This window comes from Paraburkholderia sp. BR14312, assembly GCF_040948675.1.
GTDB classification, from domain to species: Bacteria; Pseudomonadota; Gammaproteobacteria; order Burkholderiales; family Burkholderiaceae; genus Paraburkholderia; species Paraburkholderia nodosa_A.
This window is the reverse complement of the sequence record NZ_JBFPKI010000002.1, coordinates 428,317-442,644: the sequence shown is the minus strand read 5'-3', so window position 1 is coordinate 442,644 and position 14,328 is coordinate 428,317. Positions and strand designations below refer to the sequence as shown.

General features: G+C 64.0%; 16 protein-coding genes. 8 read left to right on the top strand and 8 right to left on the bottom strand.

The annotated features are described in order from the left end of the window. The first annotated feature begins 209 nt into the window (after positions 1–209). Genes AB3X98_RS07875 through AB3X98_RS07860 form a run of 4 tightly spaced genes read left to right on the top strand, consistent with a single transcriptional unit; the run spans position 210 to position 3,854 of the window. Positions 210–1,160, top strand: a complete 951-nt coding sequence (locus tag AB3X98_RS07875; RefSeq protein WP_069262749.1) for a branched-chain amino acid ABC transporter permease — start codon at positions 210–212, stop codon at positions 1,158–1,160. A 16-nt stretch (positions 1,161–1,176) separates the two neighbouring features. Further along, the gene (locus tag AB3X98_RS07870) at positions 1,177–2,346 is read left to right on the top strand and encodes an ABC transporter ATP-binding protein (RefSeq protein ID WP_069262748.1); all 1,170 of its coding nucleotides are present in this window, start codon (positions 1,177–1,179) and stop codon (positions 2,344–2,346) included. Between the two features lie 15 nt (positions 2,347–2,361). Then, positions 2,362–3,138 (top strand): ABC transporter ATP-binding protein, encoded by a 777-nt coding sequence (locus tag AB3X98_RS07865; protein WP_069262747.1) that lies wholly within the window; start codon positions 2,362–2,364, stop codon positions 3,136–3,138. Beyond that, positions 3,138–3,854 carry an ABC transporter ATP-binding protein gene (locus AB3X98_RS07860; protein WP_112173207.1) on the top strand — a complete coding sequence of 239 codons (717 nt, stop codon included), beginning with the start codon at positions 3,138–3,140 and terminating at the stop codon, positions 3,852–3,854. Before AB3X98_RS07865 ends, AB3X98_RS07860 begins: the two co-directional genes overlap by 1 nt. A 96-nt stretch (positions 3,855–3,950) precedes the next feature. On the opposite strand, the gene AB3X98_RS07855 is transcribed toward AB3X98_RS07860, so the two are convergent. From AB3X98_RS07855 to AB3X98_RS07845, 3 genes are all read right to left on the bottom strand, one after another. Then, a complete protein-coding gene (locus tag AB3X98_RS07855) occupies positions 3,951–4,421 on the bottom strand; it encodes a GNAT family acetyltransferase (RefSeq protein WP_368604037.1) in 471 nt (156 codons plus the stop codon). Between the two features lie 19 nt (positions 4,422–4,440). Next, on the bottom strand, positions 4,441–5,625 hold the full coding sequence (locus tag AB3X98_RS07850) for an acetylornithine transaminase (RefSeq protein ID WP_069262744.1): 1,185 nt from the start codon (positions 5,623–5,625) through the stop codon (positions 4,441–4,443). 332 nt (positions 5,626–5,957) lie between these two features. Next, entirely contained in the window at positions 5,958–6,989 is a 1,032-nt protein-coding gene (locus AB3X98_RS07845; protein ID WP_368604036.1) for a CDP-6-deoxy-delta-3,4-glucoseen reductase, read from the bottom strand. Positions 6,990–7,110: 121 nt separating this feature from the next. On the opposite strand from AB3X98_RS07845, the gene AB3X98_RS07840 reads away from it, so the two are divergent. Further along, positions 7,111–8,193, top strand: a complete 1,083-nt coding sequence (locus AB3X98_RS07840) for an NAD-dependent epimerase/dehydratase family protein (RefSeq protein ID WP_368604035.1) — start codon at positions 7,111–7,113, stop codon at positions 8,191–8,193. A gap of 34 nt (positions 8,194–8,227) precedes the next feature. Here AB3X98_RS07840 and AB3X98_RS07835 read toward each other — a convergent pair whose 3' ends face one another. Then, a complete protein-coding gene (locus AB3X98_RS07835) occupies positions 8,228–8,416 on the bottom strand; it encodes a hypothetical protein (protein WP_042260822.1) in 189 nt (62 codons plus the stop codon). 155 nt (positions 8,417–8,571) lie between these two features. After that, positions 8,572–9,279, bottom strand: a complete 708-nt coding sequence (locus AB3X98_RS07830; RefSeq protein WP_069262741.1) for a pseudouridine synthase — start codon at positions 9,277–9,279, stop codon at positions 8,572–8,574. A gap of 255 nt (positions 9,280–9,534) precedes the next feature. On the opposite strand from AB3X98_RS07830, the gene poxB reads away from it, so the two are divergent. Continuing rightward, entirely contained in the window at positions 9,535–11,253 is a 1,719-nt protein-coding gene (gene poxB / locus AB3X98_RS07825; protein ID WP_069262740.1) for a ubiquinone-dependent pyruvate dehydrogenase, read from the top strand. A gap of 21 nt (positions 11,254–11,274) precedes the next feature. On the opposite strand, the gene AB3X98_RS07820 is transcribed toward poxB, so the two are convergent. Beyond that, positions 11,275–11,496, bottom strand: coding sequence for a hypothetical protein (locus AB3X98_RS07820; protein WP_368604034.1), 222 nt, complete (start codon positions 11,494–11,496; stop codon positions 11,275–11,277). A gap of 607 nt (positions 11,497–12,103) precedes the next feature. Here AB3X98_RS07820 and AB3X98_RS07815 point away from each other — a divergent pair. Both AB3X98_RS07815 and AB3X98_RS07810 read left to right on the top strand, forming a co-directional pair. Then, a complete protein-coding gene (locus AB3X98_RS07815; protein ID WP_368610228.1) occupies positions 12,104–12,361 on the top strand; it encodes a hypothetical protein in 258 nt (85 codons plus the stop codon). After that, positions 12,348–12,962, top strand: coding sequence for a retroviral-like aspartic protease family protein (locus tag AB3X98_RS07810; RefSeq protein ID WP_368604033.1), 615 nt, complete (start codon positions 12,348–12,350; stop codon positions 12,960–12,962). Before AB3X98_RS07815 ends, AB3X98_RS07810 begins: the two co-directional genes overlap by 14 nt. 266 nt (positions 12,963–13,228) lie before the next feature. On the opposite strand, the gene AB3X98_RS07805 is transcribed toward AB3X98_RS07810, so the two are convergent. Together AB3X98_RS07805 and AB3X98_RS07800 are read right to left on the bottom strand one after the other, a co-directional pair. Then, the gene (locus AB3X98_RS07805; RefSeq protein WP_368604032.1) at positions 13,229–14,032 is read right to left on the bottom strand and encodes a hypothetical protein; all 804 of its coding nucleotides are present in this window, start codon (positions 14,030–14,032) and stop codon (positions 13,229–13,231) included. Positions 14,033–14,141: 109 nt separating this feature from the next. Next, complete coding sequence (locus tag AB3X98_RS07800) at positions 14,142–14,321, bottom strand: hypothetical protein (RefSeq protein WP_368604031.1); 180 nt, start codon at positions 14,319–14,321, stop codon at positions 14,142–14,144. Positions 14,322–14,328: the final 7 nt, after the last annotated feature.

Genomic DNA, 14,328 nt, shown 5'->3' with positions numbered 1-14,328 from the left:
ACCCGACGGCACCGAACCATCCGACGGTGCCGTTTTTGCATCCGCTTTTGGCGAGCCTGCCGCTGCAACACAGCGGCAACGCGAACCGGGGCGGCCAACCGTTACCGGTTTTTACTTCAATACCCGAAAGTGTCGTTGCGGTTCCGTAAAACATCGCCCACCGGCCGATGACGAGCGCGAATCCGGTTGCACGGGCTAAGGAGCATTAAATGGATATTTTCATCCAGCAGATCCTGAATGGGCTGGTGCTTGGCAGCATCTACGCCATCATCGCACTGGGCTACACCATGGTGTACGGGATTCTGGGCATCATCAATTTCGCGCACGGCGACGTGCTCATGGTCGGCGCCATGGTCGCGCTCTCCGCGATCAACGTGCTCCACAATCATTTCCCGGGCCTCGGGAACATCCCCACGCTGTGCATTGCGCTCGCGGTTGCCGCGCTCGTGTGTGCGGTCGTCGGGTACACGATCGAAAAGGTCGCGTACCGGCCGCTGCGCCGCGCGCCGCGCCTCGCGCCGCTGATCACCGCGATCGGTGTGTCGATCCTGCTGCAGACCCTCGCCATGATCATCTGGGGCCGCAATCCGCTCGCGTTCCCCCAGCTCATCTCGACCGACCCGATCAACGTCATCAAGCCGACTGAAACCGGCGTCGGCGCCGTGATCTCGATGACGGAAATCGTCATCATCGTCGTCGCGTTCGTCGTGATGGCGGGCCTCCTGCTCCTCGTGCACAAGACCAAGCTCGGCCGCGCCATGCGCGCCATCGCCGAGAACCCGAACAATGCTTCGCTGATGGGCGTGAACCCGAACTTCGTGATCTCGGCCACGTTCATGATCGGCTCGGCGCTCGCCGCGCTGGCCGGCGTGATGATCGCCTCGGAATACGGCAACGCTCACTTCTACATGGGCTTTATCCCCGGCATGAAGGCCTTCACGGCCGCGGTGCTGGGCGGTATCGGCAACCTCGGCGGCGCGATGGTCGGCGGCGTGGTGCTCGGTCTGATCGAGCAGCTCGGCGCAGGCTACATCGGCAACCTGACCGGCGGGGTGTTCGGCAGTAACTATCAGGACGTCTTCGCATTCATCGTGCTGATCGTCGTGCTCGTGTTCCGTCCGTCGGGGCTGCTGGGCGAACGTGTCGCGGACCGCGCATAAGAGGGAGTAACACAACATGACTTCAATTCAACCGATCGAGCCGTCGACGACGCTCATCCCCGAAAAGAACATGACGAAGACCCTCACGGTCGGCATCGTGACGGCCATCGTCGTGGCAGCGCTTCCCTTCGTGGTGGGCGCCGCGGGCGGCAACTACTGGGTGCGCGTGCTCGACTTCGCGATGCTGTACGTGATGCTCGCGCTGGGCCTGAACGTGGTGGTGGGCTTCGCCGGCCTGCTGGACCTGGGCTACATCGCGTTCTACGCGGTGGGCGCCTACGTCGCCGCGCTGCTGACTTCGCCGCACCTGACCACGCAGTTCACATGGATCGCCAACATGTTCCCGGGCGGCATGCATACGCCGTACTGGATCGTGATTCCGTGCGCCATGGCGCTCGCCGCGCTGTTCGGCGTGCTGCTCGGTGCGCCGACGCTGCGCCTGCGCGGCGACTACCTCGCTATCGTGACGCTGGGCTTCGGGGAAATCGTTCGTATCTTCATGAACAACCTCGACCGTCCGGTGAACATCACCAACGGGCCGCAGGGCATTACCGGCGTCGCGCCGCTGCAGGTGTTCGGCTTCAATCTCGCGCAGCCGCACGAGATCCTGGGCTTCACGTTCACGTCGGTCTACATGTACTACTACGTGTTCGTGATCTGCGCGCTGCTCGTGATCTGGGTGTGTACGCGTCTGCAGCACTCGCGTATCGGCCGCGCATGGGCCGCGATCCGCGAAGACGAAATCGCCGCCAAGGCCATGGGCATCAATACCCGTAACGTCAAGCTGCTCGCGTTCGCGATGGGCGCGTCGTTCGGCGGCCTGTCGGGCGCGATGTTCGGTGCGTTCCAGGGCTTCGTGTCGCCGGAATCGTTCACCTTCTGGGAGTCGGTCGTCGTGCTCGCCTGCGTGGTGCTCGGCGGCATGGGCCACATCCCCGGCGTGATTCTCGGCGCCGTGCTGCTCGCCATTTTCCCCGAGTTCCTGCGCTCGACGATGGGCCCGCTCCAGCACATGCTGTTCGGTCACGAAGTCGTCGATACGGAAGTCATTCGTCAGTTGCTCTACGGCCTCGCCATGGTCGTCATCATGCTGTATCGCTCGGAAGGCCTGTGGCCGGCGGCGAAGCACGAAGACAAGATCGCGAAGATCGCCAAGCGTGCCAGCAAGAAGCCGGTTCGCGCATAACGGGGAGAACAGAATATGAGCAACAAAGCTATCCGCCTGTCCGTGAAGGGCGTGAACAAGCGCTTCGGCGGCCTGCAGGCGCTGTCCGACGTCGGCCTGCAGATCGAGGAAGGCACGATCTACGGCCTGATCGGCCCGAACGGCGCCGGCAAGACGACGTTCTTCAACGTGATTACCGGTCTGTACACGCCTGACTCGGGCGAATTCAAGCTCGACGGCACGGCCTACACGCCGACCGCCGTTTATCAGGTGGCGCAGGCCGGCATTGCGCGTACGTTCCAGAACATCCGTCTGTTCGGCGGTATGACCGCGCTCGAGAACGTGATGGTCGGCCGCCACGTGCGCACGAAGCACGGCCTGCTCGGCGCCGTGTTCCAGACTCCCTCGGAGCGTCAGGAAGAGCGCGAGATCAAGGAACGTGCGATCGAGCTGCTCGAATACGTGGGCATCGCGCAATACGCGGACTACACCTCGCGCAACCTCTCGTACGGCCACCAGCGCCGTCTGGAAATTGCGCGCGCGCTCGCGACCGATCCGAAGCTGCTCGCGCTCGACGAGCCGGCAGCCGGCATGAATGCGACCGAGAAGGTCGAACTCACGCGCCTGCTCGACAAGATCCGCGCCGATGGCAAGACCATCCTGCTGATCGAGCACGACGTGAAACTGGTGATGGGCCTGTGCAACCGGATGACAGTGCTCGACTATGGCAAGGTGATCTCCGAAGGGCTGCCGCAAGACGTGCAGAAGGACCCGAAGGTGATCGAGGCATATCTGGGTGCGGGGGTTCACTGATGTCGACATCGGTTCTGAAAATCAAGGGTCTGCAGGTCAATTACGGCGGGATCCAGGCAGTCAAGGGCGTGGACATGGAAGTTCGCCAGGGCGAACTCGTCACGCTGATCGGCGCGAACGGCGCGGGCAAGACCACGACGATGAAGGCCATCACGGGTCTGAAGCCGTACTCGGCTGGCGACATCGAGTACATGGGCCAGTCGATCAAGGGCGTGCCCGCGTATGAACTGCTCAAGCGTGGCCTCGCGATGGTGCCGGAAGGCCGCGGCATCTTCGCGCGCATGTCGATTCTCGAAAACATGCAGATGGGCGCGTACCTGCGCAGCGACAACGACGGCATCCAGAAGGACGTCGAGCGTATGTTCGGCTTCTTCCCGCGCCTGAAGGAACGCGCCACGCAGCTCGCAGGCACGCTCTCGGGCGGCGAGCAGCAGATGCTCGCCATGGCGCGCGCGATCATCAGCAAGCCGAAGCTTCTGCTGCTCGACGAACCGTCGATGGGTCTCTCGCCGATCATGGTGGAGAAGATCTTCGAAGTGGTGCGCACGATCTCGTCGGAAGGCATCACGGTGCTGCTCGTGGAGCAGAATGCACGGCTCGCGCTGCAGGCGGCCAATCGCGGCTACGTGATGGACTCGGGCCTCGTGACGATGGAAGGCGAGGCCAAGCAGATGCTCGACGATCCGAAGGTGCGGGCCGCGTACCTGGGCGAGTAAGCTGCATGGCATTGCGGTCCGCGCGGCCGCAGCAAAACAAAAGCCGCATGGGTGCGAAACCCATGCGGCTTTTTTGATGGCGTCGACCAATGATGCTCAGACGAACGCTTCGGACTCCTGCACGGCGAGGCGCTTGCCGAGGCTCACCACGGCATCGGTGCGATAGCCAAGCTGCTCGTAGAACGCGAGCACCTCGGCTTTGTCGGTGAGCACCTGAAGGTTGAGCTTGAGGCAACCCAGCGCGGCGAGCGCGTTTTCCGCATGGCGCACGAGCCGCGTGCCGAGGCCGTGGCGCCGCGCATCGGGCGCGACGGCGACCGAATAGAGCCAGCCGCGATGCCCGTCGTAACCGGCCATGGCCGTGCCGATGAGCGCGCCGTCGACGTCGCCACCGTCGCGAACCGCAACGAAGAACAGCTCCGGCTGGGTGCCGAGCTTGTTCGCGATCGACAGACGCGGATTGCGATGCGGCCGGCTCGCATCGTTGTACTCGGGAAACGCCTGCAGCCAGAGCGCGATCACCGCTTCGGTGTCGGCTTCGCTGAACACGCGGATCGTGACGGACATCGCTCGTGCTCCCCTCGAATTACAGCGAGTCGAGGATCGTGCGCAGCATCGCCATCATCTGGTCGATTTCCTGCGTCGTCACGTTCAGCGCCGGCATGAAGCGCAGCAGGTTCGGGCGCGCGGCGTTGAGCAGCAGGCCGTCCGGCTGCATGAGACGCGCCTTCTCGACGATCTCCGGCCCGATGTCCTTGCCGAGCAGCAGCGCGCGCAGCAAGCCTTCGCCACGCTCGCCCTGGAAGCCGCGTTCGGCCGAAAGCTCGAGCAGCTTTTCGCGCAGATACTCGCTGCGCTCACGCACGCCTTCGAGGAAGCCGGGCGCAACCAGTTGCGAGATCACCGAATAGCCCACGGCGGTCATCAGCGGGTTGCCGTTGTACGTGCCGCCCTGGTCGCCCGCCTCGAACACGGAGATTTCCTTCTTCGCGAGCAGTGCAGCGAGCGGCACGCCGCCGCCGATGCCCTTGCCGAGCGTCATGATGTCCGGCTCGATGCCCGAGAGTTCGTAGGCGAAGAGGGTGCCCGCACGGCCGCAGCCGCTCTGCACTTCGTCGACGATCAGCAGGATGCCGTGCTTCTTCGTGAGCGCGCGCAGTTGCTGCATGAATTCGCGCGTGGCGGGAATCACGCCGCCTTCGCCCTGGATCGGCTCGAGCATCACGGCGACGGTCTTCGCGGTGATGAGCTTCTCGACCGAGGCGATGTCGTTCAGATCGGCCTTCGGGAAGCCCGGCACTTGCGGTGCGTAGATCGTGTCCCAGCCCGGCTTGCCGCTTGCCGACATCGTCGCGATCGTGCGGCCGTGGAAGCTGTGGTCGAACGTGATGATCTCGTAGGCGCCGTCACGATGCTTCTTGCCCCACTTGCGCGCGAGCTTGATCGCGCCTTCGTTGGCTTCGGCGCCGCTGTTGGCGAAGAACACCTTGTCGAAGCAGCTGTGCTCGGTGAGCAGGCCCGCGAGCTTCGCCATCGGCTCGTTGTAGAAGGCCGGCGACGGGTTGATGAGCAGGCGCGACTGCTGCTCCAGCGCCTCGATCATGCCGTCGTTGCAATGCCCGAGGCTGTTGACGGCCCACCCCTGGATGAAGTCCAGGTATCGCTTGCCCTCGTTGTCGTAGAGCCACGACCCCTTGCCATGCGTGAAAACGATTTCGGGCCGGTTGGTGATGTACATCAGCGACTCGATCGGGTATTCGGAATAATTCATGGCAACGGGCTCCGCGTTGGGGCTGCACAAGGGTTGAAGAAGATACGGCGGAAAAACAAAAAGCCACGGACTGGCCGTGGCTTTCGTGATTCGAACTTGCTGTGCGTTGAGATGTGCAACGCGCGTCCGCGAGTAGCCAGGCCCTAAAGATGGGGCGAGCGGCGACGTCGAAGGGCGGACAGGATGCAGTTCATGGGCGCAAGAATACGACAAGCCGAATGGCGATGTAAACCATCAATGTGCCGAATTTTTCCAGGCGGCCGAAGAATTTTTCGTGACGACTGCCCGGCGGGTCGATGCATTGCACACGCAACGACCCGCTCGGGCGAGCTTCAGACGGCGTTCGCGAGGTCGGCGGCGCTCGTGAACGAGTCCGCGTAGAACTCCTCTTCGGGCAGACCGTGGTGCTGCGTGAAGTCGCGCTGCGCGGACTCCACCATCACCGGCGCGCCGCACGCATAGACCTGGTGGCCCGAAAGATCGGGCAGATCCTCGATCACGGCGCGGTGCACGAAGCCCGTGCGGCCGGTCCAGTCGTCGCCGGCGGCGGGCTCGGAGAGCACCGGCACGAAGCGGAAGTTCGGAATCTCCTTCGCCCATTGTTCGGCGAGTTCCATCAGGTACAGGTCCTTCTTCTGGCGCGCGCCCCAGTAGAGCGTCATCGGGCGGTTCAGGTTCTTGTGGACCGCGTGCTCGACGATCGCCTTGAGCGGCGCGAAGCCGGTGCCGGAGGCCAGCAGCACGATGGGCTTATCGGATTCCTCGCGCAGGAAGAAGGTGCCGAGTGGCGCTTCGAAGCGCAGGATGTCGCGCTCCTTCATCTGCGAGAAGACGTGGTCGGTGAACTTGCCGCCCGGCATGTGGCGGATGTGCAGCTCGATCGGGCCTTGCTCGTGCGGCGCGCTCGCCATGGAGTAGCTGCGGCGCGTGCCGTCCTTGAGGATGAATTCGAGGTACTGGCCGGCGAGATACTGCAGGCGCTCGTTGGCGGGCAGTTGCAGCTTGAGGACGACGACGTCGTCGGCGCGGCGCTCGATGGCGGCGATGCGGGTAGGCAGCTTGCGCACCTGCACGTCGCCCACGCCCGCCACTTCGCGGATGTCGATTTCGAGGTCGGTTTGCGCCGTCGCACAGCAGAAGAGGGCCATGCCGCGCGTTCTTTCGTCATTGGAAAGCGCCGAAGCCGCGTGGGCGCGCTGCTCGACTTCGCCGTGGCAGACCGTGCCCTTGCACGAGCCGCACGCGCCGTTCTTGCAGCCATACGGCAGGCCGATGCCCTGACGCAGGGCCGCGTTGAGAATGGGTTCGTCGGGCTCGACCTGGAATTGCCGGCCGCTTTGCTTGAGCGTTACGTTGAAAGCCATATTCAGGGAAGCGTAAGTCTGTATCCGAGGGTTGATTCCGGGCGCGGGTCGCTTTGGGTAAGCTGCCGCGCTTTCTTGCCGGCCTTCGCCGCGAGGCCCGGGCCGCTAAAATGGTTCCGCCATGATTGCCACACGAACCTTGCGCCGTGCGCGCATCCTGATTGTCGGTTGCGGCGACGTCGGCCTGCGCGGCGTCACCCAGTTGCGCGAGCGGCCAGACCGCGCGCGCGTATTCGCGCTCACGCGCCGTGCCGAGCGCGCAGACGTCGTACGGGCCGCGGGAGCCACGCCGGTGCGCGGCGACCTCGATTCCCGCAGGAGTCTCGCGCGGATCGCGGGCCTGGCTCGCACCGTCCTGCACCTCGCGCCACCGCAACAATCCGGCGACGACGACCTGCGCACGCGCCGCCTGATCGCGGCGCTGGCGGCGCGGCGTCGCGCGGTGTCGCGGCCTGCGCTGACAGGCGCCGCGCCGCGCGCCTTGCGGCCCCCATTGCATTGCCTCGTGGACCGCATGCGCCGCAGCGCTGTCGGCCAAGCCGCAGCCTTTGGAGCATCCGTCATTGTACCCGAGCGCATCCGGCGGTTTTCCGGCGCCCGGCGCAAGCGGCTCGAACGCCCGAGGCTCGTCTACGCGAGCACGACGGGGGTGTACGGGGATTGCGGCGGCGCGCGCATCGACGAAACACGCACGGTGCAGCCCGCCAACGCCCGCGCCATTCGCCGGGTGTCGGCCGAACGGCAACTGCGCCGCGCGACGGCGCGCGGCGCGCTCAGCGCCACGATCGCGCGCATTCCCGGCATTTATGCCGCGAACCGTCTCCCGCTCGCCCGGCTGGAAAAGCGCACGCCAGCGCTCGTAGCGAGCGACGACGTCTACACGAGCCACATCCACGCAGACGACCTCGCGGCGATTCTCCTGCGCCTCGCGACGCACGGCCGCCCGGGGCGCACGATCCACGCGACGGACGACAGCGAACTGAAGATGGGCGAGTACTTCGACCGCGTGGCCGATGCCTTCGGCCTCGCGCGCGCCCCGCGCGTGAGCCGCGCCGAGGCCGAGCGCGAACTCGAGCCGGTCTTGCTGTCGTTCATGCGGGAGTCGAGACGGCTCGCCAATACGCGCCTCAAGCGCGAACTGCGCGTGCGTTTGCGTTATCCCGACGTAGATGCGTTTTTGCGCACGCTGCCGCCGCACCCGTGACTCCGGGCGGGCGGCGCGGCGCAAAGCGTGCCGTTCACGTGATGGCCGGCAGCGCTTCGAGCAGGAGGAAGCACAATAGCGCTCCGATGAGCGCCCCGATGAGGTTCGGATGATACTGATGTCGCATATGCATCGACGCGAGCAGGCCACCAATCAGAACCGCCCCTAGCGCCATGAAGGCCATCAACACGAATGAGATTTCGAATGAGCCGTTGATGATCATGATGCCCCTCCTTGCAACTTGTAATCGTTCTTGAGACGAGTATAGGGCGGAAGCCCGGCAAGGACATGCTGCGGCGCGGCGAAAACGATGCCTGTTTGCAAGCATCGGTGCGTCAACCCACTGAGCGGCGGGCGCCCGCGCCGCCCCGTGGTGGTTTACCCGTTGTTGCGCAACGCGTCGAGCGCCGCGGCGTCGAGCCATTGCCAGGCGCCCGGCGCCAGACCGGCGGGCAGGGAAAAGCCGCCAATGCGCTCGCGGTGGAGCGCCTCGACGCGGTTGCCGGCCGCGGCCACCATCCGTTTGACCTGATGATATTTGCCTTCGAGCACGGTCAACTCCAGCTCGTGATCTGAACGTGCGCAGGCAGCGACGGCGGCAATCGGCTCGCGCTCGCCGTGCAGCAGCACGCCTGCACGCAGGGCATTGAGCTGGACCTCGTCGAGCGGATGGCGCGTGCTCGCCACGTAGACCTTCGGCACCTTGCGCTTGGGCGACGTGAAGGCGTGGACGAACTGGCCATCGTCGGAAAGCAGCAGGAGGCCGGTCGTATCCTGATCGAGGCGGCCCACGCACTGCACGTTGCGCTCTCCGAACTGCGGCGGCAGCAAATGAAACACGCTCAGGTGATGCTGCGGATCGCGCGAGCACTCATAGCCCGCGGGCTTGTTGAGCGCAAGGTAGGCGCGCTCGTGAAACGGCCACGGCGTGCCGTCCACGCTGAAGACGAGGCCTGCCGTGTCGAACGTTGCGAGGGGGTCGTTGCAGGGCTCGCCCGCGACGGCGACCCGCGCGTCGGCGATGAGCGCGCGGCATTGGCGGCGCGAGCCGAAACCCTGAGTGAAGAGGATGCTTTCGAGATTCATGACGGACGGCTGACAGCGTAGAGCCGGCTATTTTATCCGTGGAGACGTGGTCAACGCCGCCGTGCCCGCCGCCTGTCCGCTTCGCACGGCTTGACCGCGCTTTTCGGGCGGATGGCGTAACGTAGCGCAAGGTATCGGCAGGTCCGGCCGGCTCGCACCGCCTGGACACGTACGAAATTGCCCCCCAATTTTCTTCTCGCGCAGCGCCCGGTCTCGGAGCGCGCGCTGCGCCATTCGGCTCACGTGGAGAACACCATGGCGAAGACAATAGCGGATCATCTGGCGAAAACGCTCGAGGCAGTCGGCATCGAGCGTATCTGGGGCGTGACCGGCGACAGCCTGAACGGGCTGTCGGCGAGCCTGCGCAAGCTCGGCACGATCCGCTGGATGCACACGCGGCACGAGGAAGTCGCCGCCTTCGCGGCGGGTGCCGAAGCGGCGGCAACCGGCCGGCTCGCGGTGTGCGCGGGCAGTTGCGGGCCTGGCAATCTGCATCTCATCAACGGTCTCTACGACTGCCATCGCAACCGCTCGCCGGTGCTCGCGATCGCGGCGCACATCCCCTCGACGGAAATCGGCCTCGGCTATTTTCAGGAGACGCACCCGACCGAACTGTTCCGCGAGTGCAGCCACTACGTGGAGCTGGTGACGAACGCCTCGCAGTTTCCGCGCGTGCTCGACACTGCGCTGCGCACCGCGATCGACCAGAAGGGCGTCGCCGTGATCGTGCTGCCCGGCGACGTGGCGCTTCTGGACGCGTCCGACGAGGAGCCCGCATGGGCTCAGGCGGCGCGTCCGGCGACCTTGCCTTCGTCGGCGGATATCGACCGGCTCGCCGAACTGCTCAATCGCTCCGAAGCGGTGACGCTGCTGTGCGGCAGCGGCTGCAAGGGCTCGCACGACGAAGTGGTGGCTTTCGCGGACGCGCTCGGCGCGCCGACGGTGCATGCGCTGCGCGGCAAGCAGTACGTCGAATGGGACAACCCATTCGACGTGGGCATGACCGGGCTGATCGGCTTCAGCTCGGGCTACCACGCGATGATGTCGTGCGACACGCTCGTCATGCTCGGCACCGACTTCCCGTATCGCAACTTCTATCCGCAGCATGCGAATATCGTGCAGATCGACCGCGACGCGGCCGCGCTCGGCAAACGCGCGCCGCTCACGCTCGGACTCATCGGCGACGTACGCGAAACATTGCGCGCGCTCACGCCGAAGCTCACGCGCAAGACCGACCGGCGCTTCATCGAGCATGCGCGCGAGCACTACGCGAACGCGCGCAAGGGACTCGACGAACTTGCGCGCCCGGCGGCTGCGGGCAAGCCGCTGCATCCGCAGTATGTGGTGGCGCGTCTCGACGCGCTCGCCGAGGACGATGCAATCTTCGCGGTCGACGTTGGCACGCCCACGCTCTGGGCCGCGCGCTATCTGACGATGAATGGCCGGCGCCGCCTGCACGGCTCGTTCAACCATGGCTCGATGGCGAACGCCATGCCGCAGGCGCTCGGCGCGCAGGCAGCCCACGCCGGGCGCCAGGTCGTCTCGCTCTCCGGCGACGGCGGTCTTTCGATGCTGCTCGGCGACATTCTCACGGCGCGTCAGCTCGATCTGCCGATCAAGATCGTTGTCCTGAATAATAGCTCGCTCGGTTTCGTCGCCATGGAGATGAAGGCCGGCGGCTACGTGGAGACTGGCACCGATCTGGCGGCCACCAACTTCGCGGATATCGCGCAAGGCGCGGGCCTTTTCAGCGTGCGCGTGGAGACGTCCGAAGCGCTCGATGAGGCGTTGCGCGCGGCGTTCTCTCACGCAGGGCCGGCGCTCGTCGACGTGGTGACGACGAAGCACGAACTGGCCATGCCGCCGAAGCTGCAGTGGGCGCAGGCGAAAGGGTTCAGCCTCTACATGTTGCGTGCGGTGCTGAGCGGGCGCGGAGACGAAGTGGTGGAGCTGGCGCAGACGAATTTGCGCTGAGTTTCGTGCGGCAGACCTGCGTCAGTCAGTGATCGAGAAGCAGGTGCTGTCCTCTGGCCAGGTGCGAAATTCATCGACGCGGCCCGCGCGCACGTCGAGCAGCAGCCGGTCCAGCGCTTCGAGCCTTGCGGATCTGTCTGCGCTCGAGCGTATCAACGTGGCGGCGGTGCGTCCCGAGACGGACTCGTGGGCCTCGATGAGGATGCGAATGGCTTCCTCTCGCGTCATGAAAATGCGGTCCATTGTGCGCTCCCGGTTTGCTATCTCAATAACATCGACAACGATAGCAGCGGGGCGCGGCACGCCGCGCGGCATCCGCAGGACGCTTGATCTTCGTCCAAAGAAGGGTGTGCTGGATTCGGACCGGCAACAAAAAACCCGCGAAGCGTCGAGCTTTCGCGGGTTTCAGGACTCCGGCGGCCATTGCCGGAAAGCATTCTGGTGCTCGGGCCGGAATGAAATTTTGGCCGTAAAGCCTTGTTGGGTAAGCCTCTATTGGTTTCTTGGTTTCAGAAAACCCCCAAAACAACCCCCGTGTGAGGCTTGCTGCGAGGTTGCGAAGATGCAACGGCTAGATTGCCCGCTGCCGATGCGCCACATTAGCGCCCATAAGCGCGCGGTCGGCGATTTTGTCTGTCTGGACACCCTTTAGGCGCCTTCTACTGCGGTACAGCAAATGCGGCGCCTTTTCGGCAACCGCAGTTGGATGCGCGCTAGAATACGCAGCCGACGCGTTCCGTTCGGCCGCACACTTTCGTGCGTCAAATTGACGTCGAAAAGTAGCCCAATTTGGCAGATCATGCCCGTCCGAACTGCTTAGAATAGTTGTATCAGGCGACGGAGAGAAACAATGACACACGTTTTAGATCGGGAGATCGCCGCCTTCGAAGCTCAAGAGGCGCAACTCCTAGCCCATCATCTGGGCAAATTCGTAGTTTTTTGCGATGGCCGACTCCAAGGGTCCTACGACACATTCGACACGGCTTTTCGCTCGGCATCGGCGCAGTTCGGTACAACGCCGTTCTTGGTCCGTCAGGTCGGCGTTTCTTCCACGTTTCCCGTTCCTGCGTCAGTAGCCTATCGACCGATCGCGTATGCCCATCGCTGAAGCTGGCTTCCATTTTCCTGACGGGCGCGCGGTTCCGAACGCTCTGATCAATGTTGGACCTACGATTCAGGTGGTGGTGAGCGCACTGGGGCCTGTCGTGGCCGCGCCGGCGGCAGGTGCAGCGCCGGTTGCGCCGGTGGCTCCTGCGCCAGCTCCAACTGCCCAAGTTGTATCCGGCTTGATTGACACTGGCGCCCAACAAAGCTGCATCGATTCGGACCTGGCTATCCGCCTCGGACTCCCCGTTGTCGACCGGGTAATGATTTCTGGAGCCAATGGCGCCCACGGCCATGACGTATTCGCGGCCCAGGTTTCGGTGCCGAGTTTGGGAATTACTCAGACCGGGCTTTTCGCGGGCGTTCATCTTTCCGGCGGCCAGCAGCCGCACCAAGTCTTGCTTGGGCGTACTTTTTTGCAGAATGTTGTGATGGTGTATGACGGTAGGCGCGCGCAGGTAATGGTGGCGAGTGCAAATGGTTTTGGTTTTGGGGGTATGATGCCATTCCCTTCTCCCGTTGCACCGTTGCCTGTTCCGGTCCAGCCTGCGACTGGGGCCGCACCTGATGCAGTTCCTCCGGTGCCCCCGAATCCCACGCCCTAAAACTAGCGATGGCAGCGCCCAGGCTATTCGCTTGGGCCGTCGCGCTACCGTCATTCGTATCCTACTCTAAGCGGGTCGATGCTCTGTGCCGTAGTGCGGCTCCTTGTCTATTCGACCTTTAGCAACTGAAGCTTACTAGCCGAACAGACGGACTGAGAACAACCGCCGCTGATCCCGGCGCATCTAAGCGTTGACCGGCGCGGGCGATTGATTGGAAAACGCTCGGAAGACCGGCTAGGCGGCGCGCGTCAAAATGAAATCCCGGATCATGTTGCTTCTGACCAGCGGAAGGGGCGGAGTTGCGCAGAATCTGGAACGGCGGCTGCGACCTGACTCGCGTCCCCCATCACCACCCCCAACATAGCGACCGCGTGATTGAACACGACGCCGAAGACTGCCGCTGGCGGCTCGACCTCGGCGACGTTGTACTTGTAGAAAAACTGGTCGTTCAGGGAGTGGCCTTCTCGCTTGAGTTCGGGGAACTTTACGAGCAGTTGCCTCATGCGTGCGTCCTCGAAGAACTCCACGAACGAAGACGTGTTGGTGCGCCAGACATGGATGATCCGGCCGTTAGGCCCCAAGATTCGCCCCGTATGCTTGTAGTACAGGCTGCTGAAGAGCTTCATTGCGAACCGGTCAGCCGCTTCATGGAAGCGGGGATGCGCAATCGAAGCGATCGGCAGCTCCTTGTAAGTCTGGCCGGCGGGCAACTCTAGGCCTTTTTCTCGCACGGCAGCCCGCTTTTCGTTGGTCGACATAACCATGGACGCTGCAACGTCTGGCATGACTTGGCGGATGCCCCGTAGCAGCCGATGCCATTCCTCGGGATTACCGGCAATGTCCGGGAAGCGGATCCGGCAGATCAGGGCCATCAGCGGCTCATCGAGGCGCGACGCGCTGTTGCAGCGATCGCAGGCGGGAAAGACGTAGCCCTCCGGCCATTTCCGGCCAACGAAGATTGCTCTCGACGGCCAATGGTCTTCCGTAGTCGCAGGCGTAGCTCCACCGCAGAAGCAGCACAGCGGATGCTTGGCCAGAAAGCGTTTCTTGCGCGACTGTTGCTCTCCCATCGTCTCCCCGAATGTTGAGAGTTGTTCTTGAAGTGCGTAAGGATACGCGCGGCCGCAACCGATTCCCTGTCCGGCTTTCAGTGCACCATGAAGTTTGGCGGTTCGGGCGTCACACCGTCGAAGACCGAAGGCTGGCGCCGCGCTGTGCTTTGATCTCTTCCATCCGCGCTTCGCTCTTCAGGTCGTCGACCGTATGCTCGCCCTGTGTCAGACCGGCAATATGCCGCAGGTGCTTGGGCATCAGGCGAATGAGCCTTTCGAAGAAGGACGAGTTGTTCCGCTGGGCCATAGCATCA

What these genes read in the sequence shown, in the direction of transcription:
- poxB (WP_069262740.1), top strand. Translation starts at nt 9,535, where the DNA reads ATGGCGAAGACAATAGCGGATCATCTGGCGAAAACGCTCGAGGCAGTC.
- AB3X98_RS07835 (WP_042260822.1), bottom strand. Translation starts at nt 8,416, where the DNA reads ATGATCATCAACGGCTCATTCGAAATCTCATTCGTGTTGATGGCCTTC.
- AB3X98_RS07810 (WP_368604033.1), top strand. Translation starts at nt 12,348, where the DNA reads ATGCCCATCGCTGAAGCTGGCTTCCATTTTCCTGACGGGCGCGCGGTT.
- AB3X98_RS07875 (WP_069262749.1), top strand. Translation starts at nt 210, where the DNA reads ATGGATATTTTCATCCAGCAGATCCTGAATGGGCTGGTGCTTGGCAGC.
- AB3X98_RS07845 (WP_368604036.1), bottom strand. Translation starts at nt 6,989, where the DNA reads ATGGCTTTCAACGTAACGCTCAAGCAAAGCGGCCGGCAATTCCAGGTC.
- AB3X98_RS07865 (WP_069262747.1), top strand. Translation starts at nt 2,362, where the DNA reads ATGAGCAACAAAGCTATCCGCCTGTCCGTGAAGGGCGTGAACAAGCGC.
- AB3X98_RS07840 (WP_368604035.1), top strand. Translation starts at nt 7,111, where the DNA reads ATGATTGCCACACGAACCTTGCGCCGTGCGCGCATCCTGATTGTCGGT.
- AB3X98_RS07815 (WP_368610228.1), top strand. Translation starts at nt 12,104, where the DNA reads ATGACACACGTTTTAGATCGGGAGATCGCCGCCTTCGAAGCTCAAGAG.
- AB3X98_RS07860 (WP_112173207.1), top strand. Translation starts at nt 3,138, where the DNA reads ATGTCGACATCGGTTCTGAAAATCAAGGGTCTGCAGGTCAATTACGGC.
- AB3X98_RS07805 (WP_368604032.1), bottom strand. Translation starts at nt 14,032, where the DNA reads ATGGGAGAGCAACAGTCGCGCAAGAAACGCTTTCTGGCCAAGCATCCG.
- AB3X98_RS07830 (WP_069262741.1), bottom strand. Translation starts at nt 9,279, where the DNA reads ATGAATCTCGAAAGCATCCTCTTCACTCAGGGTTTCGGCTCGCGCCGC.
- AB3X98_RS07820 (WP_368604034.1), bottom strand. Translation starts at nt 11,496, where the DNA reads ATGGACCGCATTTTCATGACGCGAGAGGAAGCCATTCGCATCCTCATC.
- AB3X98_RS07855 (WP_368604037.1), bottom strand. Translation starts at nt 4,421, where the DNA reads ATGTCCGTCACGATCCGCGTGTTCAGCGAAGCCGACACCGAAGCGGTG.
- AB3X98_RS07800 (WP_368604031.1), bottom strand. Translation starts at nt 14,321, where the DNA reads ATGGCCCAGCGGAACAACTCGTCCTTCTTCGAAAGGCTCATTCGCCTG.
- AB3X98_RS07870 (WP_069262748.1), top strand. Translation starts at nt 1,177, where the DNA reads ATGACTTCAATTCAACCGATCGAGCCGTCGACGACGCTCATCCCCGAA.
- AB3X98_RS07850 (WP_069262744.1), bottom strand. Translation starts at nt 5,625, where the DNA reads ATGAATTATTCCGAATACCCGATCGAGTCGCTGATGTACATCACCAAC.